General features: G+C 72.4%; 18 protein-coding genes and 5 tRNA genes. 6 read left to right on the top strand and 17 right to left on the bottom strand.

What is annotated here, in order from left to right; genetic code table 11:
• Positions 1–29: 29 nt before the first annotated feature.
• From P3T39_RS19550 to P3T39_RS19560, 3 genes are all read right to left on the bottom strand, one after another.
• Complete coding sequence (locus tag P3T39_RS19550) at positions 30–872, bottom strand: GNAT family N-acetyltransferase (RefSeq protein WP_280699461.1); 843 nt, start codon at positions 870–872, stop codon at positions 30–32.
• Between the two features lie 195 nt (positions 873–1,067).
• A complete protein-coding gene (locus P3T39_RS19555) occupies positions 1,068–1,901 on the bottom strand; it encodes an aminodeoxychorismate lyase (RefSeq protein WP_280699462.1) in 834 nt (277 codons plus the stop codon).
• A 32-nt stretch (positions 1,902–1,933) separates the two neighbouring features.
• The gene (locus tag P3T39_RS19560; protein WP_280699693.1) at positions 1,934–2,950 is read right to left on the bottom strand and encodes a chorismate-binding protein; all 1,017 of its coding nucleotides are present in this window, start codon (positions 2,948–2,950) and stop codon (positions 1,934–1,936) included.
• A gap of 427 nt (positions 2,951–3,377) precedes the next feature.
• Here P3T39_RS19560 and P3T39_RS19565 point away from each other — a divergent pair.
• The 5 genes from P3T39_RS19565 to P3T39_RS19585 all read left to right on the top strand — a co-directional run bounded on the left by P3T39_RS19565 (position 3,378) and on the right by P3T39_RS19585 (position 3,896).
• Positions 3,378–3,450: transfer RNA gene (locus P3T39_RS19565), tRNA-Gly, on the top strand.
• Positions 3,451–3,489: 39 nt separating this feature from the next.
• Positions 3,490–3,563: transfer RNA gene (locus P3T39_RS19570), tRNA-Cys, on the top strand.
• Between the two features lie 33 nt (positions 3,564–3,596).
• Positions 3,597–3,668: transfer RNA gene (locus P3T39_RS19575), tRNA-Val, on the top strand.
• Positions 3,669–3,711: 43 nt separating this feature from the next.
• Positions 3,712–3,783, top strand: a tRNA-Val gene (locus tag P3T39_RS19580).
• Between the two features lie 41 nt (positions 3,784–3,824).
• Positions 3,825–3,896, top strand: a tRNA-Val gene (locus P3T39_RS19585).
• Positions 3,897–4,151: 255 nt separating this feature from the next.
• Here P3T39_RS19585 and P3T39_RS19590 read toward each other — a convergent pair.
• Positions 4,152–4,322 (bottom strand): hypothetical protein, encoded by a 171-nt coding sequence (locus tag P3T39_RS19590; protein ID WP_280699464.1) that lies wholly within the window; start codon positions 4,320–4,322, stop codon positions 4,152–4,154.
• A gap of 463 nt (positions 4,323–4,785) precedes the next feature.
• Here P3T39_RS19590 and P3T39_RS19595 point away from each other — a divergent pair, with 463 nt between their 5' ends.
• Positions 4,786–6,891 (top strand): serine/threonine-protein kinase, encoded by a 2,106-nt coding sequence (locus P3T39_RS19595; RefSeq protein WP_348534361.1) that lies wholly within the window; start codon positions 4,786–4,788, stop codon positions 6,889–6,891.
• Between the two features lie 181 nt (positions 6,892–7,072).
• Here the strand turns inward: P3T39_RS19595 and P3T39_RS19600 are convergent, their stop codons facing one another.
• The 13 genes from P3T39_RS19600 to P3T39_RS19660 all read right to left on the bottom strand — a co-directional run bounded on the left by P3T39_RS19600 (position 7,073) and on the right by P3T39_RS19660 (position 24,959).
• Positions 7,073–7,882, bottom strand: a complete 810-nt coding sequence (locus P3T39_RS19600; RefSeq protein ID WP_280699466.1) for an RNA methyltransferase — start codon at positions 7,880–7,882, stop codon at positions 7,073–7,075.
• Positions 7,883–8,187: 305 nt separating this feature from the next.
• Positions 8,188–9,423 carry a uroporphyrinogen-III C-methyltransferase gene (gene cobA, locus P3T39_RS19605; RefSeq protein ID WP_280699468.1) on the bottom strand — a complete coding sequence of 412 codons (1,236 nt, stop codon included), beginning with the start codon at positions 9,421–9,423 and terminating at the stop codon, positions 8,188–8,190.
• A gap of 97 nt (positions 9,424–9,520) precedes the next feature.
• Positions 9,521–13,468 carry a nicotinate-nucleotide--dimethylbenzimidazole phosphoribosyltransferase gene (gene cobT, locus P3T39_RS19610; protein WP_280699470.1) on the bottom strand — a complete coding sequence of 1,316 codons (3,948 nt, stop codon included), beginning with the start codon at positions 13,466–13,468 and terminating at the stop codon, positions 9,521–9,523.
• Between the two features lie 523 nt (positions 13,469–13,991).
• Positions 13,992–15,251 carry a precorrin-6y C5,15-methyltransferase (decarboxylating) subunit CbiE gene (gene cbiE / locus P3T39_RS19615; protein ID WP_280699471.1) on the bottom strand — a complete coding sequence of 420 codons (1,260 nt, stop codon included), beginning with the start codon at positions 15,249–15,251 and terminating at the stop codon, positions 13,992–13,994.
• A gap of 159 nt (positions 15,252–15,410) precedes the next feature.
• The gene (locus tag P3T39_RS19620; protein WP_280699473.1) at positions 15,411–16,067 is read right to left on the bottom strand and encodes a GNAT family N-acetyltransferase; all 657 of its coding nucleotides are present in this window, start codon (positions 16,065–16,067) and stop codon (positions 15,411–15,413) included.
• Positions 16,068–16,265: 198 nt separating this feature from the next.
• Positions 16,266–17,093, bottom strand: a complete 828-nt coding sequence (locus P3T39_RS19625; protein ID WP_280699475.1) for a MetQ/NlpA family ABC transporter substrate-binding protein — start codon at positions 17,091–17,093, stop codon at positions 16,266–16,268.
• A gap of 93 nt (positions 17,094–17,186) precedes the next feature.
• Entirely contained in the window at positions 17,187–17,924 is a 738-nt protein-coding gene (locus tag P3T39_RS19630) for a methionine ABC transporter permease (protein WP_280699477.1), read from the bottom strand.
• Positions 17,921–18,946: an ATP-binding cassette domain-containing protein gene (locus P3T39_RS19635; protein ID WP_280699479.1), complete on the bottom strand. Its 1,026-nt coding sequence runs from the start codon at positions 18,944–18,946 to the stop codon at positions 17,921–17,923. The genes P3T39_RS19630 and P3T39_RS19635 overlap by 4 nt, the downstream gene beginning before the upstream one ends.
• A 483-nt stretch (positions 18,947–19,429) precedes the next feature.
• Positions 19,430–19,930, bottom strand: a complete 501-nt coding sequence (locus P3T39_RS19640; RefSeq protein ID WP_280699481.1) for a GNAT family N-acetyltransferase — start codon at positions 19,928–19,930, stop codon at positions 19,430–19,432.
• Between the two features lie 224 nt (positions 19,931–20,154).
• Positions 20,155–20,706, bottom strand: a complete 552-nt coding sequence (locus tag P3T39_RS19645) for a sigma-70 family RNA polymerase sigma factor (protein ID WP_280699484.1) — start codon at positions 20,704–20,706, stop codon at positions 20,155–20,157.
• A 4-nt stretch (positions 20,707–20,710) separates the two neighbouring features.
• Complete coding sequence (locus P3T39_RS19650; protein ID WP_280699486.1) at positions 20,711–22,093, bottom strand: FAD-binding oxidoreductase; 1,383 nt, start codon at positions 22,091–22,093, stop codon at positions 20,711–20,713.
• 170 nt (positions 22,094–22,263) lie between these two features.
• Positions 22,264–23,688 carry an argininosuccinate lyase gene (argH, locus tag P3T39_RS19655; RefSeq protein WP_280699488.1) on the bottom strand — a complete coding sequence of 475 codons (1,425 nt, stop codon included), beginning with the start codon at positions 23,686–23,688 and terminating at the stop codon, positions 22,264–22,266.
• A gap of 77 nt (positions 23,689–23,765) precedes the next feature.
• Complete coding sequence (locus P3T39_RS19660) at positions 23,766–24,959, bottom strand: argininosuccinate synthase (RefSeq protein WP_280699490.1); 1,194 nt, start codon at positions 24,957–24,959, stop codon at positions 23,766–23,768.
• Positions 24,960–24,990: the final 31 nt, after the last annotated feature.

Below are 24,990 nucleotides of genomic sequence, written 5' to 3' on the forward strand. Positions count from 1 at the left end.
TCGGACACGACCGGGTCCGACGCGACCGGTCAGAGCAGTGACTTGCCGAGGACGCGCTTGGTGACCCGGTAGCCGAGCGAGTCGTACAGGCCGGTCGCGACGGTGTTGCTGCTGAAGACGTTGAGGCCGATGTCCCGTACCCCGGCCGCCAGGCACTCGCGCTCGGCCAGCAGCATCAGGGCGCGGCCGTAGCCGCGGCCGCGCTGCCCCGGCTCGACCTCTACGGTCATCACCCAGGCCAGTGGCGCGCCGTCCGGGAGTGCGCTCTGGTGCAGGGCGACCCAGAGGGTGCCGAGCGGGGTTCCCTCGGCGTCGTACAGGCGGCGCAGGGCGACGTCCCGGGTGGCGTGGCCCTGGGGCAGCAGGTGCTGGTGGTCGGTGTCCGACTTGGCGCGGGCCTGCTGCTCGGTCAGGCCGGAGGCGCAGAGGTCGTGCAGGTACCCGGCCTTGGCCGCAGCGAGCCAGTCCGGGTACTCGACCTCGCCGATCGGTCGGGCCGACAGGCCGGCGGGCAGTGCGGGCGCCGGGCCGAGGCGCTTGGCCATGTTGCGCATCCGCTCGGTGTAACCGAGGGCCTGGGCGAGGCGGAGCGCGGCGGTCGCCCCGGCGGGGATGTTCACGTCCACCCGGGTGCAGCCCCAGCCGCGCAGGACCTCCTCGGCGGCCAGGGCGCCGACGGTGGCCCGGCCGCGTCTGCGGCCCTCGGCCACCTCCATTTCGGAGATGTCGCCCCACCACTGGCTGCCCTGGGGCAGGGCCGTGGTGCGGAGGCCGCCCACCGGTCGGCCGTTGACGCAGATCTGCCAGCGGCGGCTGCGGCCGCCTCCGGGCACGGGCTCCTCGGGGCGCTCGGGGCGCAGCGTGGTGGTCATGAGTGCTCCCTTCCCCATCCCCGCCGTTCTCTATCCGGGCTCGCCCGTCCCAGCCGGCCGGAAGCCGCCCGCGGGACGGTCGATCGGCCCAACACGTCTGCCACCCAAGCGGTTTGGGCTTGCGGAGACGGCCCGGACGGGCACCGGCCCTGCACGGTGCCCGTGCGCCGTGCGGAGGATTCCCAGCGGATTCTCTCAGGGGTCGATGTCGTCCGCGCTGCGCTCGGCGAACTGGGCCATGGCCTTGAGGGTGACCGGGCCCGGGGTGGGCGCGAGGTCGCGGGTGTCGACGCGGGTGACGGCCTGGACGTCGCGGGTGGTGGAGGTGAGGAAGACCTCCTCGGCCTGCTGGAGGGCTTCGAAGGGAAGGTCCCTCTCCTCGGCGCCGGTCCAGTCGATCACCAGTTGCCGGGTGATGCCGGCCAGGCAGCCGGAGGCGAGCGTCGGGGTGAGCAGCCGGCCGCCCAGGACGACGAAGACGTTGGAGCCGGTGCCCTCGCAGAGGCGCCCCGCGGTGTTGGCGAACAGGGCCTCGGAGGCTCCGGCCCGGTGTGCGGCGGCGAGGGCGACCACGTTCTCGGCGTACGAGGTGGTCTTCAGGCCGGCCACGGCGCTGTGCTCGTTGCGACGCCAGGGGACGGTCTGGACTGCGGTGGTGTCGGGCCTCGGGGCGGCGCTGCCGATGGCGACGACGAGGGTGGCGGGGGCGGTGCCGCGCTCGGAGCTGAGCGGGGAGATCCCGCCGGTGTAGGTGATCCTGACCCGGCCCAGCGGCATCGGGTTGGCGGTGAGGACCCGCTCGACGCCCTCGCGGACCCGGTCGTGGTCCGGATCCGGCAGGCCCAGGCCGCGGGCGGAGCGGGTCAGCCGCTCCAGGTGGCGGGTGAGCGCGAAGGCTCGTCCTTCCACCGCCTTGACCGTCTCGAACACGCCGTCACCGACGGTGAGTCCGTGGTCGAGGACGGAGACCATCGCGTCGCCGCTCGCGAGCAGGGAACCGTTGACCCAGATTCCGGTCGGATTCGACATGACGGGCAGCTCCTCGGGTGGGGGCGGGCGGGTCAGTACGTACCGGTGCCCGACGCTATCGCGACGAGGCGGGCGGCCTTGAGTTCGGTCTCGTCCCATTCGCGCTCGGGATCGGAGCCCCAGGTGATCCCGGCGCCGGTGCCGAAGCACAGGACGGGGTCCTTGCCGCTGCGGTCGATCCAGAACGTACGGATGCCGACGGCGAGTTCGGCCTCTCCCCGGTCCGCGTCGACCCAGCCGACCGCACCGCAGTACGGTCCGCGCGGGGCGGTCTCCAGGGCGTCGATGATCCTCAGCGCGCTGGACTTCGGCGCACCGGTGACGGAGCCGGGCGGGAAGGTCGCGCCGAGGAGTTCGGGCCAGCCAGCGTCCTCGCGCAGGGTGCCCCGGACGGTGGAGACGAGGTGCACCAGACCCGGGTGCTTCTCGACCACACACAGGTCGGGGACGGTGACGCTGCCGGTGGCGCAGACCCGGCCGAGGTCGTTGCGGACCAGGTCCACGATCATCACGTTCTCGGCGTGGTCCTTGTCCAGCAGGTCGTGCTCGGTACGGCCGGTGCCCTTGATCGGCCCCGAGGAGACGGTGCGGCCGTCGCGGCGCAGGTAGAGCTCGGGTGAGGCGGTGGCGATCTCGACGCCGTGCTCGGGCAGCCGGATCGTCCCTGCGTACGGGGCGGGGTTGCCGTGGGCGAGCAGTCCGGTGAGGGAGTCGATGTCGCTGCGGGCGGGGTCGGGCAGGGGCGCGGAGAGGACACGGCAGAGGTTGGCCTGGTAGACCTCGCCGGCCGCGATGTGCTCGCGGATGCGGCGGACTCCGGCCGTGTAGGCCTCCCGGTCGAGCGAGCTGTGCCAGCCGTCGGCCCTCGGCCCGAGCCAGCCGTCGGTGCGCGGTGGCGCCGGATCAAGGCGGACGTCGTCGAAGCGGGCGCAGGTGAGACGGCCTTCGAAGTCGTACGCGACGGCCCAGAATCCGGCGGAGTCGAGGGCGGCCGGATCCGAGGTGACCTCACGCAGCCCGGTCGCGAGGCGGCCGCCGAAGCGGGCTATCGGGGCGGCGGGGTCAGGGGCGGTGATGCGGCCGGACACGGTTCTCCTGCACGGATTCGGTGCTGCTCCGCGCGGGCGTGGGCGCGGGGGTGAGGCGATGGGCTGGTGGCTGAAGTGTAGGTCTCAAGGGGTGGGCACTGCGGTCCGCGCGCTGGTCTGCGGCCACCGCGGCGCATCGAGGGGCGTGCTTCGGCCACTGCCCGAAGCGCCGAGGTGGGGTTCGCCACGGGACGTCTGCGCGGATCGTCCGCGGGCGGACGGCAGAGCCCTCGGAAGGGGTCCGGGACGGCTGACGGGGCACCATCTCCACCGCACCTCGGTGGCACGCTGCGGGAACGGAATTTGAGCTGGCCCAGGTTTCCGCTAAAGTTCAACACGTCGCCGGGACACGGAGCCGCAGGAAAGCGGTGAAGGGCCCGGGAGACAGGCGGACGTGGCTCAGTTGGTAGAGCATCACCTTGCCAAGGTGAGGGTCGCGAGTTCGAATCTCGTCGTCCGCTCGATGGAGAACAGGGTAAGATCGTTCTCCTCAGTTGCCTGGTGGAGTGGCCGAGAGGCGAGGCAACGGCCTGCAAAGCCGTGTACACGGGTTCAAATCCCGTCTCCACCTCCAAGGGGTTCCCCTGGTTCGCCAGGGGGCCTCCCCGCGCGATTAGCTCAGCGGGAGAGCACTACCTTGACACGGTAGGGGTCACTGGTTCAATCCCAGTATCGCGCACCTGCGGAGCCCTCAGGGGCCTGACGTAGCATCGCCTTACCAGGCGCGATTAGCTCAGCGGGAGAGCACTACCTTGACACGGTAGGGGTCACTGGTTCAATCCCAGTATCGCGCACTCGGATCCCTATGGGGTCTGACGCAGTACCGCCTTACCAGGCGCGATTAGCTCAGCGGGAGAGCACTACCTTGACACGGTAGGGGTCACTGGTTCAATCCCAGTATCGCGCACAGCAAGATCGAAGGCCGTGATCCTCACCGGGTCACGGCCTTCGGCACGTTCTGAGGCAAGCGCAGTCCGAGGTATGCGCAGTCCGAGGTGAACGCAGCAGGCAGAAGAAGAGGTGCCGGGTACGGAAGGCCCTCACCGACCTCCGCACCCGGCACCTGTATCTGCCGAGGAGCAGTACGCACCGCCTCCGCCCGTCCGCGTCTTTCCCTGACGGCGCGTGCTGTTCTCGGCAGGCGCTCACCCTTCCCCAAGGGTCAGCGCCCGATCAGATCGGCGACCGCCTTCGTCTGTGTCGCCAGTTGTTCCCAGCCGCCGAAGAGCACCAGCAGCAGAACCGCACAGGGCAGAGCCATGGCTATGGCAACCGCCGGGTGCCTGGTGCTTCCGGACTGCGGCGACCGCTTGAAGCGGGACCTGTCGGCCATGATCGTGCTCCTCCCCGTGCCTTGCTGCCGATACCGGCCACGGATGGTGTGTCCGGATCTACGCGGTGGGCGGTTTACCTCGGGGGACGAGCCGGCCGCCCACCGCTGAGATCAACGGTATTCGCGGAGCCGTGCCCAGTCGTCATGCCCGCGTACCGTTCTCCTGGCCTTCCGAAGGATGATGCGGAGCGGGCAGGACTACTACCGCAGGGGGAGACGGGTTCGATCGGATCCCCGAGGGAACCCCGAGACCGTCCCCGAGGGGCTGCTCCGCCGCTGGTCAGCGGGGTGGCTCCGAGCCCTCGCCGAGGGCGGATCGGTCTGAGTCCGACAATCGGACCGGCACCACGGGTGTTGCGTATCAGCACACCGCAGCACGCAGTCCGTAAGCTGTGCCAGAAGGATTTCTGACGGTGCCCCATCCGACGGGGGCTCACCCCACAGGCTGGACGGGAACACGGACATGGCGATGACGCGGCTGCGGCGTGAGGACCCCCGCATCGTCGGTCCGTACCGACTGCACCGGCGGCTGGGCGCCGGCGGGATGGGCGTGGTCTACCTCGGCTCCGACCGCAAGGGGCAGCGCGTCGCGCTCAAGCTGATCCGCGCCGAGCTGGCCGGGGACCCGGAGTTCCGCACCCGTTTCGCACGGGAGATCGCGGCCGCCTCGCGGATCCGGGGCGGCTGCACCGCGCGGGTGGTGGGCTCCGACATCGAGGCCGACCGACCGTGGCTGGCCACCGCGTACGTCCCCGGGCCCTCGCTCTACAAGCGGGTCGGCGACGACGGACCGCTGCCCTGGGCCGAAGCCGCCAGAGTCGGCGCCGCGCTGGCCGACGGGCTGGTCAAGGTGCACGAGGCCGGGGTCGTGCACCGCGACCTCAAGCCCTCGAACATCCTGCTCTCCCCCAAGGGTCCCCGGATCATCGACTTCGGCATCGCCTGGTCGCGCGGGGCGAGCACGCTGACGCACGTCGGTACGGCCGTGGGCTCGCCCGGCTTCCTGGCGCCCGAGCAGGTACGCGGAGCCTCGGTCACCCCCGCGACGGACGTCTTCGCCTTCGGCGCGACCCTGGCGTACGCGCTGACGGGAGACTCTCCGTTCGGCTCCGGGGCGTCCTCGGAAGTGCTGCTGTACCGGGTGGTCCACGAGGAGCCCGACCTGTCGGCGGTGCCGCCGCCACTGGCGCCGCTGGTACGGGCGTGCCTGGCCAAGGAGCCGACGGAGCGGCCGGGGGCGGCGGCACTGCACGAGCGGCTGACCGAGCTCGCCGCACGGGCTGCGGCGCTGGGCTCCTCCGCCGGTCCGTCGTGGGGCGGCACGACGGCGCCCCAGACGGGTAATCCCGACGGCACAGGCAGCGCTGCGGCCGACGGCCCTGCGGCCGACGGCCCTGCGGCCGGCGGCCCGGCCGGGGCTCTGGCCGGGCCGCCTGCGGACAGCGGGCGAGGCCGGGGCGGCTCGGCAGCCTCGGGCCCCGGGCGGGTGCTGGGGCCGTGGGCCGCGGCGCAGCGGGCCGCCGCCCAGCGCGCGAGCGCCCGGGCCGCGCAGCAGGCAGCCGCCCACCAGGCCGCCGGCCAACGGGGTGGCGGGGCACAGGGCGTACCGGCGGGGGCGCAGCGCCGCCCCGGCGCGCAGTCTGCGACAGCGCCGATGCCGCATCCTGACCTGGGACAGGAGACAGGTCAGGAGGGCGTGCGGGAGCGGCAGCCGAGGCGTGAGCAGCCGCAGTCGGCGAGGGAGCGCCAGACTCCCTCGCCGGGGCGTCGTCCGGTCAGGCCACGGGATCGTCAGCACACGCCGGCGCCCGGTCGGCCTTCGGAGGCCCGGCGTCGGCTGCTGCGGCAGCGAGTGGTGGTCTTCGTGACCGTCACGGTCGGGGTGGCGCTGGCGATTGCGGCGGCCCAGGGGTGCGAGAACCGGAGCAACCAGGGGCAGGGGCGTCCGAGCGGCGCATCCGCGTCGCCGTCCGCACCGGGGGCCGGGCTCTCGGTGGACGATGCTCCGCAGTCGTCCCCGCAGTCCTCCCCGCCGGCGTCGCCGACGCCGTTCGCGGCGGTCGCACACGGGACCGGGGATGCCGTGCTCGGGCCTGCGGTCGGTGCGGTGCCGACCGTTGACTGGTCCAATCGCAGCTACTCCGACCCGACGGGTGGCCCCGCGATCCGCCTGCGGGACGGGCATTCCACGGAGGGCGCCCAGGTCGCGCTGAGCACGGCCCTGCCCGCCCGGTACCGGGACGCTCCGGCGGCGCTGGTGGTGCTGCGGCGGGCCGAGGGTGCGGTACCGGTGGATCTGGTGGAGCTGTTCGCCTTCAGCGGTGGCACACCCGTCCTGCTGGCCTCCCGTACCTCGGTGGCCGACCCACAGGCGGCGACGACCTGGCGGGTCGACAACGGCGCGCTCGTGCGCGAGGAGCGGATCTCCCAGACGGGCGCGGGATCGACCACCCGCTACACCGTCCGGGGCGACGGCACCCTGGAGGAGTCCTGGCCGGGCGCCGGGGTCACCGGCGGTACGGGAGGTACCGCGACTCCGGCCACCGGGTCGGGCGGCGCCTCCGGCTGAACCGGAGCCCCTCGGGGCGCTCGGTGGGCGGCGCCGCGTTCCTGGCGCGGCGCGCCCGCGACGGCTCGGTGGGACGGCTCGGTGGGACGGCCGAGCCGGACTGCGGCGCAGGAGGATGGCAGCGGCGATGTGCCCTAGCTGCCCGAATATCCTCCCTGACAGCAGGATTGACGGCCCGTCATCACGGTGTGGCGCTGACCGCGTAGAAGGCGACGGCGGCTGCGGCGCCGACGTTGAGGGAGTCGACACCGTGGGCCATCGGGATGCGTACCCAGCGGTCGGCGACGTCCAGCGCACGGCGGGTGAGGCCGTCTCCCTCGGCGCCGAGCATCAGGGCGGCCTTCGGCATCCGGTGCGGCGCCACCTCGGCGAGGTCGGCCGCCGACTCCGCCGGTGTGAGGGCGAGCAGCTGGAAGCCGGCCGCGCGTACGGTGTCCAGCGCCGCGGGCCACGGGTCCAGACGCGCGTACGGGACGGCGAAGACGGCGCCCATGGAGACCTTGACGGCCCGCCGGTAGAGGGGGTCGGCGCAGTCCGGGGAGAGCAGGACGGCGTCCATGCCGAGGGCGGCGGCGCTGCGGAAGATCGCGCCGAGGTTGGTGTGGTCGACCAGGCCCTCCAGGACGGCCACCCGGCGGGCGTCCGCGAGCAGTTCGGCGGCCTCGGGCAGTGGCTTGCGCTCCATCGAGGCGAGCGCGCCCCGGTGGACGTGGTAGCCGGTGACGGCCTCGGCAAGACCGGGTTCGACCACGTGGACGGGGGCTTCGGCCGCCTCGATGACGTCGGACATGACGTCCAGCCACTTGGGAGTCAGCAGCATCGACCGCATCCGGTATCCGGCGGCCAGGGCACGCCGGACGACCTTCTCGCCCTCGGCGATGAACAGGCCCTCGGCGGGTTCGCGGCGGCGGCGCAGCTCGACGTCGGTGAGGCCGGTGTAGTCGGCCAGGCGCGGGTCTGCGGGGTCGGTGATGGTGCGGGGTTCGGACACGAGCCCGATCTTGCCTGGTCGGCGGGCCACGGTCCAAACGCGGGGGCGTCGGCAGGCGGTCGGCGGGGAGGGGCGCGGGGAACTGTGCGAGGCGGGAGGTGACTGCGGTCGGCCCGGCCCGGTGGGCACCCTGTACCTCGTGCCCTGGTGGGGCGGTGCAACTTGTTCCTGTCGGGCGGGTGCGGCGCCGGAGTCTTCCGTTTCGCGCAGTTCCCCGCGCCTCTGAAGACGCTGCCGGTCGGCGCACTGGACTGCCTGACCGCTATTCGACTCCCGCTTCGCGCAGCGTCCTGAGGGGGTTGGGTTCAGTGGGTCAGGACGTTCACCACGTCGCCGATGACGATCACGGCGGGTGGCTTGACGCCCTCGGCGGTGATGGTCTCGGCGACGGTGGACAGGGTGGCGTCGAGGCGGCGCTGGGCGGCGGTGGTGCCCTCCTGGACGACGGCGACCGGGGTGTCGGTCGCGCGGCCGTACTCGATGAGCTTGGCGGCGATCTCGCCGATCTTGTCCACGGCCATGAGCAGCACCAGGGTGCCGCTCATCTTCGCGGCGGCCTCCCAGTTGACCAGCGAGCGCGGGTCGTCGGGGCCGACGTGGCCGGAGATGACGGTGAACTCGTGGGTCATGCCGCGGTGGGTGACCGGGATGCCGACGGCGGCGGGGACGCTGATCGAGCTGGAGATGCCGGGCACGACGGTGACCGGCAGCCCGGCCTCGGCGCAGGCCAGCAGTTCCTCGCCGCCACGCCCGAAGACGTACGGGTCGCCGCCCTTGAGCCGGACCACGAACTTGCCCGCCTTGGCGTGCTCGATCAGGGTCTGGTTGATGGCCTCCTGGGCCATGAAGCGGCCGTACGGGATCTTGGAGGCGTCGATCACCTCGACGTGCGGCGGCAGTTCGGCGAGCAGCTCGCGCGGGGCGAGGCGGTCGGCGACGACCACGTCGGCGTCGGCGAGCAGGCGGCGTCCGCGCACGGTGATCAGGTCGGGGTCGCCGGGGCCACCGCCGACCAGGGCGACGCCCGCGCCGTGTGCGCGGTACTGGCGCGCGGCGAGGGAACCGTCCCGCAGGCCGTCCACGATGGCGTTGCGCAGGGCGGCGGAGTGGCGCGGGTCGCCGGTGAGGACCGCGACGGTGGCGCCGCCGTCGTGCCCGCTGGCCGGGGTCCAGGCGGTGGCGGCGGAGGCGTCGTCGCTGCGGGCGCAGAAGACCCGCAGGCGCTCGGCCTCGGCGCTGACGGCGGCGTTGACGTCCGGGTCGTCGGTGGCGACCAGGGCGTACCAGCTGTCGGCGAGGTCGCCGTCCCGGTAGCCGCGTCGGTGCCAGGTGAGCTCGCCCGCGTCGGCCATGGCCTGGACGGCGGGCGTGGTGCTCGGCGATATCAGGTGGATGTCCGCCCCCGCCGCGATCAGCGCGGGCAGCCTGCGCTGGGCGACCTGGCCACCACCGAGCACGACGATGCGTCGGCCGGTGAGCAGCAGTCCGACCGGGTACGGGGTGAGGCCCTCGGTGCTGGGGTGCGGGGTCGGCGCGCTCATACGGGTGGCTCCTGGATCGACGGAGGGGGTTGTAGGAGTGTGACGGCTCCCCGTACCGGCGCGCCTCGGCGCGGTACGGGGAGGCAGTCGGCGGGGCCTATTCCTTCTCGGTGACCCCGGCGGAGTCGAAGGTGGCTACATCGTGCATCGCGCGGGCGGCGCTCTGCACCAGCGGGAGCGCCAGCAGAGCGCCGGTGCCCTCGCCGAGCCGCAGATCGAGGTCGATCAGCGGACGCAGCCCGAGCTTGGCCAGCGCGGCCTGGTGTCCTGGCTCGGCCGAGCGGTGACCGGCGATGCAGGCGGCCAGCACCTCGGGCGCGATGGCCTTGGCGACCAGCGCGGCCGAGCCGGCGATCACACCGTCCAGGATGACCGGCGTACGCAGCGAGGCCGCGCCGAGCAGGAAGCCGGCGATGGCCGCGTGCTCCAGTCCGCCGACGGCGGAGAGTACGCCGATCGGGTCGGCCGCGTCGGGCTGGTGCAGGGCCAGTGCCTGGCGGATGACCTCGACCTTGTGGCTGTGGGTCGCGTCGTCGATACCGGTGCCGCGACCGGTCACCTCGGCCGGGTCGCTGCCGGTGAAGACCGAGATCAGCGCGGCGGAGGCGGTGGTGTTGGCGATGCCCATGTCACCGGTGATCAGCACCTTGTTCCCGGCCGCGACCAGGTCGCGGGCGGTCTCGATGCCGACCTCGATCGCCTTGAGCGCCTCCTCGCGGCTCATCGCCGGGCCCTGGGTCATGTCGTCGGTGCCCGGCTTGACCTTGCGCGGCAGCAGACCGGTGGTCCTGCCCTGCTGGATCGCCTCGGGCAGCTCGGACTTGACGCCCACGTCCACCACGCAGACCTCGGCGCCGACCTGGGCGGCGAAGGCGTTGACCACCGCTCCCCCGGCCAGGAAGTTGGACACCATCTGCGCGGTGACCTCCTGCGGCCACGGGGTGACGCCCTGGGCGTGCACACCGTGGTCACCCGCGAAGATCGCCACACAGCCCGGCTCCGGGATCGGCGGTGGGCACTTGCGGCTCAGACCGCTGAGCTGCGCCGCGATGATCTCCAGCAGGCCGAGCGAACCGGCGGGCTTGGTCATCCGCTTCTGCCGGTCCCACGCCTCGCCGAGTGCCTTGGCGTCCAGCGGCCGGATACCGCGCAGCGTCTCGGAGAGCAGGCTGTGCGGTTCCTCGCCGGGCAGCGCGCGGTTGCCGTACTGCTCCTCGTGCACCACCCAGGACAGCGGGCGCTTCTTCGCCCAGCCCTGCTGCTGCAGCTCCGGCTCGTCGGGGAAGGAGTCCACGTACCCGACGCACAGGTACGCCACCACGTCCAGGTGCTCGGGCAGGCCGAGCTCGCGGACCATCTCCTCCTCGTCGAAGAAACTCACCCAGCCGACGCCCAGACCCTCGGCGCGAGCGGCCAGCCACAGGTTCTCGACGGCGAGGGCGGCCGAGTACGGCGCCATCTGCGGCTGGGTGTGCCGGCCCAAGGTGTGGCGGCCGCCGCGCGTGCGATCGGCGGTGACCACGATGTTGACCGGGGTTTCGAGGATGGCCTCGATCTTGATTTCCTTGAACTGCTTCGCGCGGCCCTTGGGCAGCGACTCCGCGTACGCATCGCGCTGACGCTCCGCCAGCGCGTGCATCTTCTGCCGGGTCTTCGCGGAACGGATCACCACGAAGTCCCACGGCTGGGAGTAGCCGACGCTGGGCGCCGTGTGGGCGGCCTCCAGGACCCGGATCAGCACCTCGTGCGGGATCGGGTCCGGGCGGAAGCCGTTGCGGATGTCGCGGCGCTCGCGGATCACCTGGTGCACGGCGTCCCGACCGAGCTCGTCGTACCCGGGAGCGGCGGGGCCACGGTCGACGGGCTCGGCCACCTCGGACTCGGCCACCTCGGACTCGGCCACCTCGGACTCGGCCACCTCGGGCTCAGCGGCCTCGGGCTCGGGCTCGGGTCCGGCGGAGTCCTGGCCTGCCTGGGTCTGGCCTTGGCCTTCGGTCGAGGGCTCGGCCTGCGGCTCGGACGCGGGCTGCGGCTCGGGCTGGGCCTCGACGGCCTGCACGGACGGGACGTCACCGGTACCGGCAACGGTCTCGGGCACCGGCTCCGAGGTCACCTCCGGGACCGACTGCGCAGCCGGCTCGGCGGCCTGACCGACGGTCTGATCGGTGAGCTGACCGGCCTCCGCAGCGGCCTCGGGGAGCTGCTCGGCCTCGACCGTCGGCAGCCCGTGCGGGGCCGGGTCGGCGAGGAACGCGGCGATGCGGCGGGGCGGGCTCGGTGCACTCGGCTGGGGCGGGACTACCGCCTGCGGAGCCTCGGCGGGCTCGTTCTCGACAGCCGGTGCCTCGGTGGGCACAGCCTCGCCGGACGGCTCCTCGGCAGCCGCGGGCTCGGGCGACGCCGCCTCGGCGGACGGAGCCTCGACCACAGCCGACGGGGCCTCCTCGGTGGCCTCCGGAGCGACAGCCTCTGCCTCTGCGGCAGGGGCCTCCACGGGCTGGGCTTCGACGGCCGGAGACTCCTGGGCCTCAGCGGCCTCCGCCGCCACAACATCGACCGGCTGGGCATCGGTGCTCGCGAAAACAGCGGCACCCTCGGCACCCAGGTCTTCGGCAGGCCGGGCCTCGCCGGGCTGAACGTCGGCGGGCTGGACCTCGACGGCCGAGTCCTCGGCGGTAGGCACAGCGGCAGTCGGCACGTCAGTGGTGGGTGCGTCAGTGGTGGGTGCGTCAGCCGCCGGCACGTCAGCGGCGGGCAGCTCGGCAACCGGGGCCTCGGCGGCGGGCGCCTCCGCGGCCGGGGCGGCCTCGGCGGACACCGCCTCCACAGGCTGCGCCTCAACCGCGACGGCTTCGGCGACGAGTGTCCCGGCAGCCACCGCGACCACCGGAGCCACCGGCTGGGCCTCCTCCGGAGCGGCCTCCACCGCAGCCGTCTCCACCGGGGCAGCCTCGATGGGCGCCACGACGGCGGCCTCCGCGGGAGCCTCCACCGACGGCGCCTCGGCCACCGGTTCGGCGACTACCGGTTCGACGACGACCTGTTCGACAGCCGCCGGCTGGGCCTCGGGCTGGACCTGGACGGGAACCTGTACCGGGGCGACCGGCACTTCCGCCGCGACCGGCGGTACGAAGACCGGCACGCCGTGCGCGGGGGTACTGCCCTGCGGCGCCGGACGGGCGCCGAACGCCTGGGGGTCGAGCTGCCCGGACGGGCCACGGTCGGCGAGGGAGCGCACCGGAACCTGGCCGGTCATCAGCGAGGGGTCCGGGATCGGCGGGCCCGCGTGCAGCGGGCGACGCTGCGGCTGAGGCGCCGTCGGCGGTGCGGCGACCGGCGGTGCCTGAACGGCACCCACGGGCATGGTCGGTGCCGGGACAGCGGCGGTCGGCATGGCGGTGGCCGCCTGCGGCGCCACCGGCTGCCCCGGTACGGCCTGGGCCACGGGAACACCCGCGGCGGCATCCTGGACGCCCTGACCCATCGGTTCCTCGATCATCTCCCCCACCCCCGCGACCGGCGGCGCCACCGGCGGCCAGGACGGCTCCACCGGCGTACCGACGGCCTGCTCGGGCAGCGACGCCAGGACGTTCTCGTCCACCGTGCGCAGCGCCATGGTGTCCGCCACCGCGACGGAACCCGGCTGGGCGTCGGCGGCGGTCGGATCGGCGACCAGTACCGTCTCGACCGGCCCGTGCACGACCGACTCGCCCCACGAGCCCTGCGGCCCGGGCATCAGCAGGACATCGTCGTCGTCCTCCTGGTCCGGCTGGTCGAGGAAGGTGTACGCGGGCCGGTGCTCGGCCGCCCAGCCCTCGCCGCCCTGCGCGGGCACCGTGGCGGAGAGCATGTGCCCGCCTGCCATCGGTACGCCCGTCATCGGCCCGCCGGGCATCCCCGCCTCGGCGGACGGAACTCCGGGTACGGCAGCACCTGGCACGGCGACACCCGGTACGGCGACGCCCTCCGGCCGGCCGAGCACCTCGGCTCCGCCGAGCAGGTGCTCCGGCAGTCCCTCGTTGGGGACGTGGCCGCCATCGGTCATGTCAAAGCTCCTTCCAGGCCGCTTTCGCGCCCTTGGCGACGCGATCCGCCGACCGCAACGCCAAACTCCGCTCGGGGCTGACCGCGCTCCGGCCCGCCCGTCCACCTACTGGCGTCCGCCGCATCGGCGCGCGGCGGTGAACCTCTCCGACGCGCTGCGCCACCCCGGCCCGTGCGCCGCCCCACCAGGGATGGCACACCATCAGAAACAACGACAACCCGGGGCATGCGGCACGACCGCACCGGACCCTACGGCATTCTTCCGGCCCGGAACGCGTCGCGTCGAATGCCCACGCTCCATATTGATGTGGCTTGCACCACGTCAAAAAGATGACAACCGCACCGGATAGGGCACGACCAACAGCTCATCGGGCACAACCAGGACGCCACCCTACCGGCCCTGGCTGACACCCTCTCGAATCCCTGACCGGATGCGACGGGAATCACCGCCCCCGGACAACCTCACCCACCCGATATCTCGACAGGCCGTACACGTACTCACCACGTCCTCGGGGGACGGGGAGTCAGGAACCCTGCTCGCCCCAGAGGACCAGGCTCTGCTCCCCCGGCCCGATGGAGAGGCCCGCCGCCGCGCCGCGCCCGGCGCCGAGCGGCGCGGCCTGCAGCAGTGCGCCGTCCACCCGGTAGCCCGCTGCCGCGATGACCTCGCGGATCTCCTCGGCCTCGGCGAGTGTGTGGGCCACCGCGACCAGGCGTCCCGGGCGGCGCGCGACCACCACGCGGACGGCTTCGGCGCCGCCCGCCTCGACCATCACGGCGTCGGGTTCGGGCAGTCCGCCGAGGACTTCGGGGCCGACCCCGTGGACGGCCTCCACCTCGACCCCGTACCGGCGCGCGTTGACCGCGATCTGCGCGCAGGCCGAGCGGTCCGCCTCCACGGCGACCACGGCCGCGCCGAAGCGGGCGATCTCCACCGCCAGCGCGCCGCTCGCGGCCCCGACCACCCAGATCAGGTCACCCGGAACCGGTCCCAACCGCGCGACGGCCAGCGCACGGAGGTGGGAGGGAAGCGCGCGTCCTCCTGCGTCCGCTGCGGACGCGCCTCGCTCCACGCCCGCGTACGCCTCGGCGGGCAGCGCCCAGCCGCGCGCCGTTCCGGGGAAGCCGACGGGCCGTCCGGCCAGCCAGCCGGCCGCCTCGCCCACGGTCTGGATCTGACCCGCGCCGCCGATCACCAGCACCACCGCCGGGTCGCGCCAGACGTGGTCGGGCACCCGTTCGGAGGTCAGTACGGTGACGTCCTCGTCCGGGGTGCCGAGCGCCTCGCAGACCACAAAGGTGCGGTGCACCCCGCGGAGCATCAGGGCCAGCTCGCTCGGACCCGCGTCGGCGGTGGTGAGCACGGCGACCTTGGAGTGGGCGCGGCACACGTTGGCCGCTCGGCGCAGCCGCCCGCCGTGGGTGGAGACCACCTGGGCGTCCTCCCAGGGCATCCCCGCCCGGGCGAAGGCAGCGGCCACCGAGGAGACGGCCGGCAGCACTTCGAGTTCCAGTCCGTACTCGGGGTTGCGCAGGGCCCTGACGACACCGAAGTAGCCCGGGTCGCCCTCGGCGACCACGACGGCGGCGCCGCGGTGTTCGGCGATCTTCCGGGCCGCCGCTCCGATACTGCCGAGCACGATCCGCTCGGCCGCTGCCGGGACCGGCAGCGCTGCCAGTTGATAGGGCGCACCGGCAACCAGGGTCGCGCCCGCCAGTGCCGAGCTGGCCGCCTCCGTCAGCGGCGTGCCGTCCCACCCGATGACCGTGATCCGGTCAGCCATCTGCGGCTGTTCTCCTCGCCTCTTCCGCCCCGAGGCGCCTACCGCCCCACACACCGGTCCGGACCATGCCGTCCGTCCCGAGCAGAGGCTACCGGGTACGGCCCGGCCGCCGTCGCCAACCCGCACAGCCGTGCGTGGCCGGGGTGCGGGCGGTGGGTGTCAGTCGCGGAGCACGTAGCGCTGCTCGGCCCGGCCGCCGTCGGACACCGTCTCCAGGTCCTCGGGCAGCAGGCTCCACAGGATCAGGTCGCTGCGGCTCTCGCCGTCCGGGCCGTCGCCGACCGGCCCTCGTCCCGGCGACGTCCAGTCGCCGCCGCGGACTATCCAGGCACTGCGCAGGATGCCCTCGCTGATGCAGCCGATCTTCTGGGCGACCTGCTGGGCGGCGGTGTTGCCGGCGGCGGTGCGCAGTTCCAGACGGAGGAAGCCGCGGTCCTCGAAGAGCCACTGGGCCACACCGAGCAGGGATTCCGGGGCATAGCCCTCGCCGCGGGCCCACGCGGCGACGATGCAGCTGGCCTCGGTGGAGAGCAGCCGCCAGTCGGTGCCGCGCAGTTCGACCACGCCGACCAGGCGCTGGGTCAGGTGCTCGGTGACGGCGAAAACGATTCCGCGCCCCTCGGCCCGGCGGGCGGGCGCGAGCGTGCGGATCCAGTCCCTGGCGTGGGCCTCGGTGAAGGGCTGCGGGATCGCCGTCCAGGAGTGCACCGACTCGTCGTCCATCATCGCGACCAGGCCGGGTGCGTCTTCGTCCACAAGGGGGCGCAGCAGCAGCCTGTCGGTGCTGATCGCGGTCTCGGGGAAGCTCGCTGCCATGCCGTCTCTCCTCGCCGGGTCGTGGACACACCGTACGCCCCAGCCGTACTCGGCCGTGTCAGCGTACCGGCAAATCCGGCGACGGCACGTCAGATCCTGCGCCCTGCGGCCGTCCCCTCTGCATACTGCCCGACCGGGCCCCCGCACCTGATGCGCGGGGTCCCGGTCGGGCAGTTCGGATGCTGGTCGGACGGCCGATCAGAACGCGGGCAGGACGGAGCCCTTGAAGGTGTCGTCGATGTACTTCTTGACCTCGTCGGAGTGCAGCAGCTGGGCGAGCTTCTGGACCCGCGGGTCGTTCTCGTGCCCCTTCTTCACCGCGAGGATGTTGGCGTACGGGTTGCCCTGGGCCTTCTCCAGCAGGATGGCGTCGGTGGCCGGCTTCAGGCCGGAGTCGAGCGCGTAGTTGCCGTTGATGACGGCCGCGTCCAGGTCGCCCAGGGAGCGGGGCAGCTGGGCGGCGTCCAGCTCCTTCCACTTCAGGTTCTTGGTGTTGGCGACCACGTCGGCCGGGGTGGCCGCAGTGCCGGCCCCGTCCTTGAGCTTGATGACGTTGTTGTCGGCCAGCAGCTTCAGCGCCCGGCCCTCGTTGGTGGCGTCGTTGGGCAGGCCGACGGTGGCGCCGTCCGGCAGCTCGGCGACGGACTTGACCTTCTTGGAGTAGAGGCCGAGGGGCTCCAGGTGGACCGGCTCGACGGAGACGATGTCCGTGCCGTGCTTCTTGTTGAAGTCCTCCAGGTACGGGACGTGCTGGAAGTAGTTGGCGTCGGCCGAGCCGTCCTGGACGGCCGTGTTCGGGGTCACGTAGTCGGTGACCACCCTGACGTCCAGCTTCAGCCCGGCCTTGTCGGCCAGGTTCTTCTTCACGTAGTCCAGGATCTGGGCGTGCGGGGTGGGGCTCGCGAGGACGACGAGCGGCTTGTCCGGCGAGGAGCCGGCGGACGAGCCGCTGCTGCCGCAGGCAGTCAGCGTGAGGGCGAGGCCCGCGGTGGCGACGACGGCGGTGGACTTCAGGACGTTACGCACGAAAAGTGCCTTTCTCCATGGAGCGGACGGCCCACCGGGTGGTTGGTCCGGTGGCCTGGGTCTCGCAGCCTGCCCGTTCGGGCGGCTGCGTGGTCAGTGGGGCAGAACGAGTTCCTCGTCCTCGACGGTCTGGTCACGGCGCGAGCGCAGCAGCCGGGTGACGCCGGTGGCCTGGTCCCGGTGGGTCAGACGGCGGACCAGGATGTCGCCGATCAGCTGGATGGCCATCACGATGACGACGAGTTCGGCGACGATGACCCACATGAAGGTCGTCTCGAAGCGCTGGTAGCCGTACTGGACGGCGAGGGTGCCCAGGCCCCCGCCGCCGACCGTGCCGGCCATCGCGGAGAAACCGATCAGCGCGATGATCGTGGTGGTGACGGAGGAGACCAGCGCGGGCAGCGACTCGGGGAGCAGCACCTTGCGGACGGTGGTCCAGGTGCCGCCGCCCATCGAGTGGACGGCCTCCAGCAGACCGCCGTCCACCTCGCGGACCGAGGTCTCGACCAGGCGGGCGAAGAACGGGATGGCGCCGATGGTGAGCGGCACGCTGGCGGCCTGCCAGCCGATGCTGGTGCCGACGACGGTCCTGGTGAAGGTCTGCAGGGCGACCATAAGGATGATGAACGGCAGTGAGCGGCCGACGTTGACGATGACGCCGATGACGCGGTTCAGCAGCACGTTCTGCAGCGCGCCGCCCCGGTCGGTGAGCACCAGCAGGAGGCCGAGCGGCAGACCGAGCAGCACCGTGAACACGGTTGCGACGCCGACCATCTGGAGGGTCTCCGCGGTGGCGGGCCACATCAGTTCCTGCATCTGGTCCCAGGTCATGCGACGGCTCCGTTCGCCTCGTTCACTACGTCCACCTGCAGGCCCTGCTCGCGCAGGAAGCCGATCGGGACCACGTTGTCCTGGTGGCCGCCGGGCAGCTCGACCCGCATCCGGCCGACCATCCGGCCGGCGATGTGCTCCACCGCCGCGCCGAGGATGTTGATGTCGACCTGGTAGGTACGGGCCAGCTGGGAGACGAAGGGCTGGGCGGAGGTGTCGCCCTGGAAGGTGATCTCCAGCACCGTGTTGCCGGGCCTGCCGTGGCCGAACTCGCCGAGCGGGAAGAGCTCGCGGGCCAGCTCGGAGTTCTCGGTGGCCAGCAGCTCGGTGAGTTCGCCGGACTCGACCACCTTGCCGCCTCGCATCAGGGCGGCGGAGTCGCAGACGGACTTGATGACGTCCATCTCGTGGGTGATCAGCAGGACGGTGAGGCCGAGCTGCCGGTTGAGGTCGCGCAGCAGCGCCAGGATGGAGCGGGTGGTCTCCGGGTCGAGCGCGGAGGTGGCCTCGTCGGAGAGCAGCACCTTGGGGTCGCCGGCCAGGGCCCGGGCGATGCCGACGCGCTGCTTCTGGCCGCCGGAGAGCTGGCTGGGGTAGTTGCGGGCCTTGTCGGCGAGGCCGACCAGGTCGAGCAGCTCGGCGGCCTTGCGGCGGCGCTGGGTGCGGTCCAGGCCCATGATCTCCAGCGGGAGCTCGACGTTCTGCTGGACGGTCCTCGAGGCGAGCAGGTTGAAGTGCTGGAACACCATGCCGATCCGGCGGCGGGCCTCGCGGAGGTCACGGCCGGCGCGGTGTTCCTGGCCGGGCAGGCCGGTGAGTTCGAGACCGTCCACGGTGACGGTGCCGCTGGTGGGGCGCTCCAGCATGTTCACGCAGCGGATGAGGGTGCTCTTGCCTGCGCCGCTGGTTCCGACGACGCCGTAGACCTCGCCCTCGCGGACATGCAGGTCGACCCCGTCGAGGGCGGTGACCTCGCGGCCTCGGGAGCGGTAGACCTTGGTGAGGTCCTTGGTGGTGATCACAGCTGCTTCCGTTGGTCAGGGGCGGACGGCTTGTGGCCGCCGCACCGGTGGCGGTCAGCGGCATGCCTCGGGCACGCCTGTGAAGGGGGTGAGGTCCCGCTGCCATACCTCGATCGTGGCCGCCGGGGGGCGGGGACGCGCGTGGGCGTGGCCCTTACGGGTCCGATCAAGGAGTGGGCCGAACAGTGCCGCGCTACGGGCGCCGGACCTTTCAGCGGGGAGCTCGCTTCGGGGCGCGAGCAGGGGCGGTGGCCCTCAGCAGTGACACATTCGACAGCACATGCAGCGCTCACCTGCCGGCGCGGCGCCGGTGGGGGTGCAGGTCGTTGTCGCAGTCATGGAAGCAAGTAAATCAGACATATGCACTCGGTCCCAATTACCAGGATCTGCTGTCCGCATTACGGACACGCCCCAGTCGTACCAAGCACAGGGCGCCCGGTCCGGGCGGACCGGGCGCCAATGGTCTGGACCACAGGCAGTGCCTCAGGCGGTGGCGGCGAACGCGGCGTGGACGGGCTTCTCCAGGGTCACCAGGGTGAGCCGGCGGCTCACCTCGCGGGCATCGCGCTGCTGGTAGCCGTGCCGGGCGTACAGGCGGAGATTGCCGAGGCTGCGGTGGCCGGTGAAGAGCTCGAAGGAGCGCACCTCGCACCCCTCCTGCAACTGCCGCTCGACGGCCTCCAGCAGTCGGCCGCCCAGGCCGTGGCGCTGCATCCGGGGGTGGACCACCAGACGGCCGACCCGGGCGACGCCGCTCTCGTCCACCCGGCCACGGACGGTGCCGACGACCTCGTCCCCGAGCCTGGCCACCAGGACATGCCGCTCGGCCAGCTCGGCCCGCAGGCTCTCCAGCGTCTGCGTCAGCGGCTCGATGCCCCAGTCGCCGTACAGCTCGGCCTCGCTCTGGTAGCCGAGGTACTGGAGCTTGAGGATCTGCTCCGCGTCCTCCTCGGTCGCCACCGAGATGATCACGCTCATGCCCATGTGCGGGGCCTCCCCATCGTTGGTTCCCAACGCCGGGTCTGGGTACGGCGCCGGTTGCTCTGCCGGAGGTGTGCCCGGACGGGGATCGACCCTGACCGGGGGTAGCGCAGCGCCGGACCCCGGCGGTCTCCGGAGCCCGACCTTCGCTCACGCTCAGTATCCGGCCGCCCCGGCCACCGTCAAGGGGGGCGTTAGCCACCGCTCTACCCAGGCGTCCCCCGCTCTCAACCTTCCGGACGCACGACGTGGCGAGCGTCACTCGCCGGCCGATGGCTGTACAGCAGGGCTCTCAGGCAGCCGAGACAGCGGGAGCGGGTGGGCCCGATACTGCCCCTCGGGACACCGAGGCGTTCGGCCACCTGCCGGTACGTCAGTTCGGGTGACTCGGCCAGTGAGGCGAGCAGGTCGGGGCAGCGTCCGGGCAGCCGGGCCAGGGCCCGGCGGACGGCGCGGCGGCGGTCGGCGGCCAGTAGCTGGTCCTCGGCGGAGGGCACCGAGCGCTGCTCGGCGGCCGGCGGCCCGCCATCCTGAACGTCGGGCCGGGCGGCCAACTGCACGGTCAGGGCCCGTACCCAGGAGACGCGGTCGCGCGGCAGGGTGCCCTCGGCGGCCCGTTCCAGGACCCGCAACCAGACGTCCTGTTCCAGGTCCTGCGGGTCGAGGCGGTGCCGGTGCGCCAGTGCGGCGGCGAGCGGGGCGAAGGCGGGGCGCAGCTCGGCGACGGGGATCACACCGGGTATGACCGCCGATCGCGGCGACAGGTGACGCTCTGTCACCCGCTCAGGAGCTCGGCGGGATGTTCTGGTTGACGCGGAAGAGGTTGCCGGGGTCGTAGACATCCTTCAGCGCGGTGAGCCGCCGGTACTTCGCCGGGCCGTACGCCTCCAGGATGCGGCCCGGGCCTTCCTGGCCGAGGAAGTTCACGGAGGCTCCGCCGGAGGAGTAGGCGCGCATGGCCGTCCACAGCCGTCCGGTCCAGGCGGTGTGCACGGGGTCCTCGGCGGGCTGGTGCCAGCGGGATTCGACGGCGAGCAGGTAGGGGGCCGCGCGGTGGGTGTAGGCGGTGTCGTCCGCACCGACCCGGGCGATGGCACCACCGAGGAACACCAGCTGGATCCGGGAGAGCGGCGAGGTGATCCGCGCGAAGTCCCCGGTGAGGGTGGCGATGGCGGTGTCGTTCAGGGTGGCCAGGTACTCGGCCTTCCAGTAGTTGCGCGCACCCGGGCCGCGGCCCCGGTCGAGCGCCTGCTGCCAGACGGTGTACGGGCGGAGCTGGACGGTGTCGGCGAGCACCCCCGGCAGGGCGCGCAGCGGCGCCATCGCGCCACGGCCCCGCTCGGGCCGCCCGGCGTAGCACATCGCAACGCTGATCACCCGGGTGCCGTGCACCTCGGTGGGCAGGGACGGATCGGCCGGGGCGGTGCCCAGAAGGCAGGTGACGGAGAGACCGTCGGGCGCTCCGCGCAGGTGTCCACGGACGGCACGGAGGACCTGCGGAGCCCGGTCGGCGGCGAAGTGGAGCATGCCGCAGAGCACCTGTGGGCCGACCGGGTGCAGCCGGTAGGAGAAGGAAGTGGCGATGCCGAAGTTGCCGCCGCCGCCCCTGATGCCCCAGAACAGTTCGGGATTCCGGGCCGCGCTGGCCGTGACCACCCGCCCGTCGGCGGTCACCAGCTCGGCCTCCAGCAGGTTGTCGCAGGCCAGGCCGTACGCGCGGCTGAGCCAGCCGAAACCCCCGCCGAGGGTGAATCCGGCGATTCCGGTGCTGGAGATCGGCGCGCCCGGGGTGGCCAGGGCACAGCGCTGGGTCTCCTGGTCGAGGCCGCCCCAGGTCACCCCGGGCTGGGCATGGGCGATCCGCCGTTCGGCGTCCACCCGGACGTCCCGCATCGACGAGAGATCGACCACCAGACCGCCCTCGCAGAGCGCCAGGCCCGCGATGCTGTGGCCGCCGCCGCGGACCGCCACCGGCAGCCCCTGCTCACGGGCCACCTCGACGGCGAGGAGGACGTCGGCGGTGCCGCTGCAGCGGGCGATCAGGGCGGGATGCCGGTCGATCGCCCCGTTCCACACCGCACGGGCCCGGTCGTACTCCGGGTCGCCGGGGGCGATCAGCTGCCCTCGGAACCCATGTTGGAGTGCTGCGGCGGCTCTGGCGCCCATGCCCCCAGTATCGACCGGACCGCCCCCAGCGGCTCGCGCGAAACCCCTTGCGCTGACGGGCCTGCCCCAAGGGGCGCGAGAAGCTGCGCTGCACCAACGCCTGGGTGAGCACTTTGCGCTTACGGGTACTTCCCAAGGGGCGCGGGGCGGGAGGTGCAAGTTGCTCTGGGTCAGGGGTGGAGCCAGTCCTGCTGGGTGGCCAGGTCGGCCTTGAGCTCGGCGAGTTGCGTGGCGACGGCGGAGGGGGCGGTGCCGCCGCGGCCGTTGCGGGAGGCGATGGCGCCGTGGACGCTGAGGACCGAGCGGACGTCGGGGGTGAGGTACTCGGAGATCGCGGCGAACTGGTCGTCGGTCAGGTCGGCGAGTTCGATGCCCTGGGCCTCGCAGACCTTGACGCAGGCGCCCGCCACCTCGTGCGCGACACGGAAAGGTACGCCCTGCTTGACCAGCCACTCGGCGATGTCGGTGGCCAGCGAGAACCCTGCGGGGGCCAGCTCTTCGAGGCGCTCGCGGTGCACGGTGAGGGTGGCCATCATGCCGGTGAAGGCCGGCAGCAGGACCTCGAGGGTGTCGCAGGAGTCGAAGACCGGCTCCTTGTCCTCCTGGAGGTCGCGGTTGTAGGCGAGCGGGAGGGCCTTCAGTGTCGCGAGCAGCCCGGTGAGGTTGCCGATCAGGCGGCCGGACTTGCCCCGGGCCAGTTCGGCGATGTCCGGGTTCTTCTTCTGCGGCATGATCGAGGAGCCCGTGGAGAAGGCGTCGTGCAGCGTGATGAAGCCGAACTCCTTGGTGTTCCAGATGATCACCTCCTCGGCGATCCGGGAGAGGTTGATCCCGATCATCGCGGTGACGAAGGCGAATTCGGCGACGAAGTCGCGCGAGGCCGTGCCGTCGATGGAGTTGCCGACCGAGCCGCCTTCGAAGCCGAGCTCGGCGGCCACCGCCTGCGGGTCCAGGCCCAGCGAGGATCCGGCGAGCGCGCCGGAGCCGTACGGGGAGACGGCGGTTCGGGCGTCCCACTGGCGCAGCCGCTCGGCGTCCCGGCCGAGGGCCTGCACGTGCGCGAGGACGTGGTGGGAGAAGAGGACGGGCTGCGCGTGCTGGAGGTGGGTGCGGCCCGGCATGGCGGTGTCGGGGTGCGCCTCGGCGAGGCCGACCAGGGCGTGCTGGAGGTCCAGGATCAGCCCACCGATGATCTTCGCGTGGTCCCGCAGGTACATCCGGAACAGGGTGGCGATCTGGTCGTTGCGCGAGCGGCCCGCCCGCAGCTTGCCGCCCAGGTCGGCGCCGAGCCGCTCCAGCAGGCCGCGCTCCAGGGCGGTGTGCACGTCCTCGTCGGCGATGGTGCCGGTGAAGGCTCCGGACCGGACGTCGGCGAGCAGCTGGTCGAGTCCGGCCAGCATGCCGTCGAGTTCCTCGTCGCTGAGCAGCTTCGCCTTGTGCAGCACCCGGGCGTGCGCCTTGGAGCCCGCGATGTCGTACGGCGCGAGGCGCCAGTCGAAGTGGACGGACGCGGAGAGCTTGGCCAGCGCCTCGGAAGGACCGTCGGCGAAGCGAGCGCCCCAGAGACGGACATCTGCATTCTGGTCGGACGACATCGCGTGGGCTCCTTACGAGGTGTGGGTGGCGGCCCCGGCTGCGTGGGGGTGCAGCCGGGACCGCGGGGGATGGCCTGTCAGGCCAGGTCGCGGCGGGCGGCGATCTTCGAGGACATGCCGAAGATCTCGATGAAGCCCTTGGACATCGACTGGTCGAAGGTGTCGCCGGTGTCGTAGGTGGCGAGGTTGAAGTCGTACAGCGACTGGTCCGACTTGCGGCCGTTGACCACCGCGCGGCCGCCGTGCAGCACCATCCGGATCTCGCCGCTGACGTGCTGGTTGGCCTCGTTGACGAAGCCGTCCAGGGCGCGCTTGAGCGGGGAGAACCACAGGCCGTCGTAGACGAGTTCGGCCCAGCGCTGCTCCACCTGCCGCTTGTAGCGGGCGAGTTCGCGCTCGACGGTCACGTTCTCCAGGGCCTGGTGGGCGGTGATCAGGGCGATCGCGCCGGGCGCCTCGTAGATCTCCCGGGACTTGATGCCGACGAGCCGGTCCTCGACCATGTCGAGGCGGCCGACGCCCTGCGCGCCGGCCCGCTTGTTGAGCTCCTCGATGGCCTGGAGGACCGTCACCTTCTTGCCGTCGACGGCGACCGGGACGCCCGCCTCGAAGGTGATGACGACCTCGTCGGCCTCACGGGCCGTGGCCGGGTTCTGGGTGTACTCGTAGACGTCCTCGATCGGGGCGTTCCAGATGTCCTCGAGGAAGCCCGTCTCGACGGCCCGGCCGAAGACGTTCTGGTCGATCGAGTACGGCGACTTCTTGGTGGTCGCGATCGGCAGGCCCTTGGACTCGGCGAAGGCGATCGCCTTGTCCCGGGTCATCGCGTAGTCGCGGACCGGGGCGATGCACTTCAGGCCGGGGGCAAGGGAGTTGATGCCGACCTCGAAGCGGACCTGGTCGTTGCCCTTGCCGGTGCAGCCGTGGGCGACGGTGGTGGCGCCGTGCTTCTGCGCGGCGGCGACCAGGTGCTTGACGATCACCGGCCGGGAGAGCGCGGAGACCAGCGGGTACTGGCCCTGGTAGAGGGCGTTGGCCTTGAGGGCCGGGAGGCAGTACTCGTCGGCGAACTCGTCGCGGGCATCCGCGACCTCGGCCTCGACCGCGCCGCAGTCCAGCGCGCGCTGACGGATGACGTCGAGGTCCTCGCCACCCTGGCCGACGTCGACGGCGACGGCGATGACCTCGGCGCCCGTCTCCTCGGCGATCCAGCCGATGCAGACGGACGTGTCCAGACCGCCCGAGTAGGCGAGTACGACGCGCTCGGTCACGGCTTTCTCCTTCACAACAGTGCGAACAGGG

The sequence above is a fragment of the Kitasatospora sp. GP82 genome, from assembly GCF_029892105.1.
Classification (GTDB): domain Bacteria; phylum Actinomycetota; class Actinomycetes; order Streptomycetales; family Streptomycetaceae; genus Kitasatospora.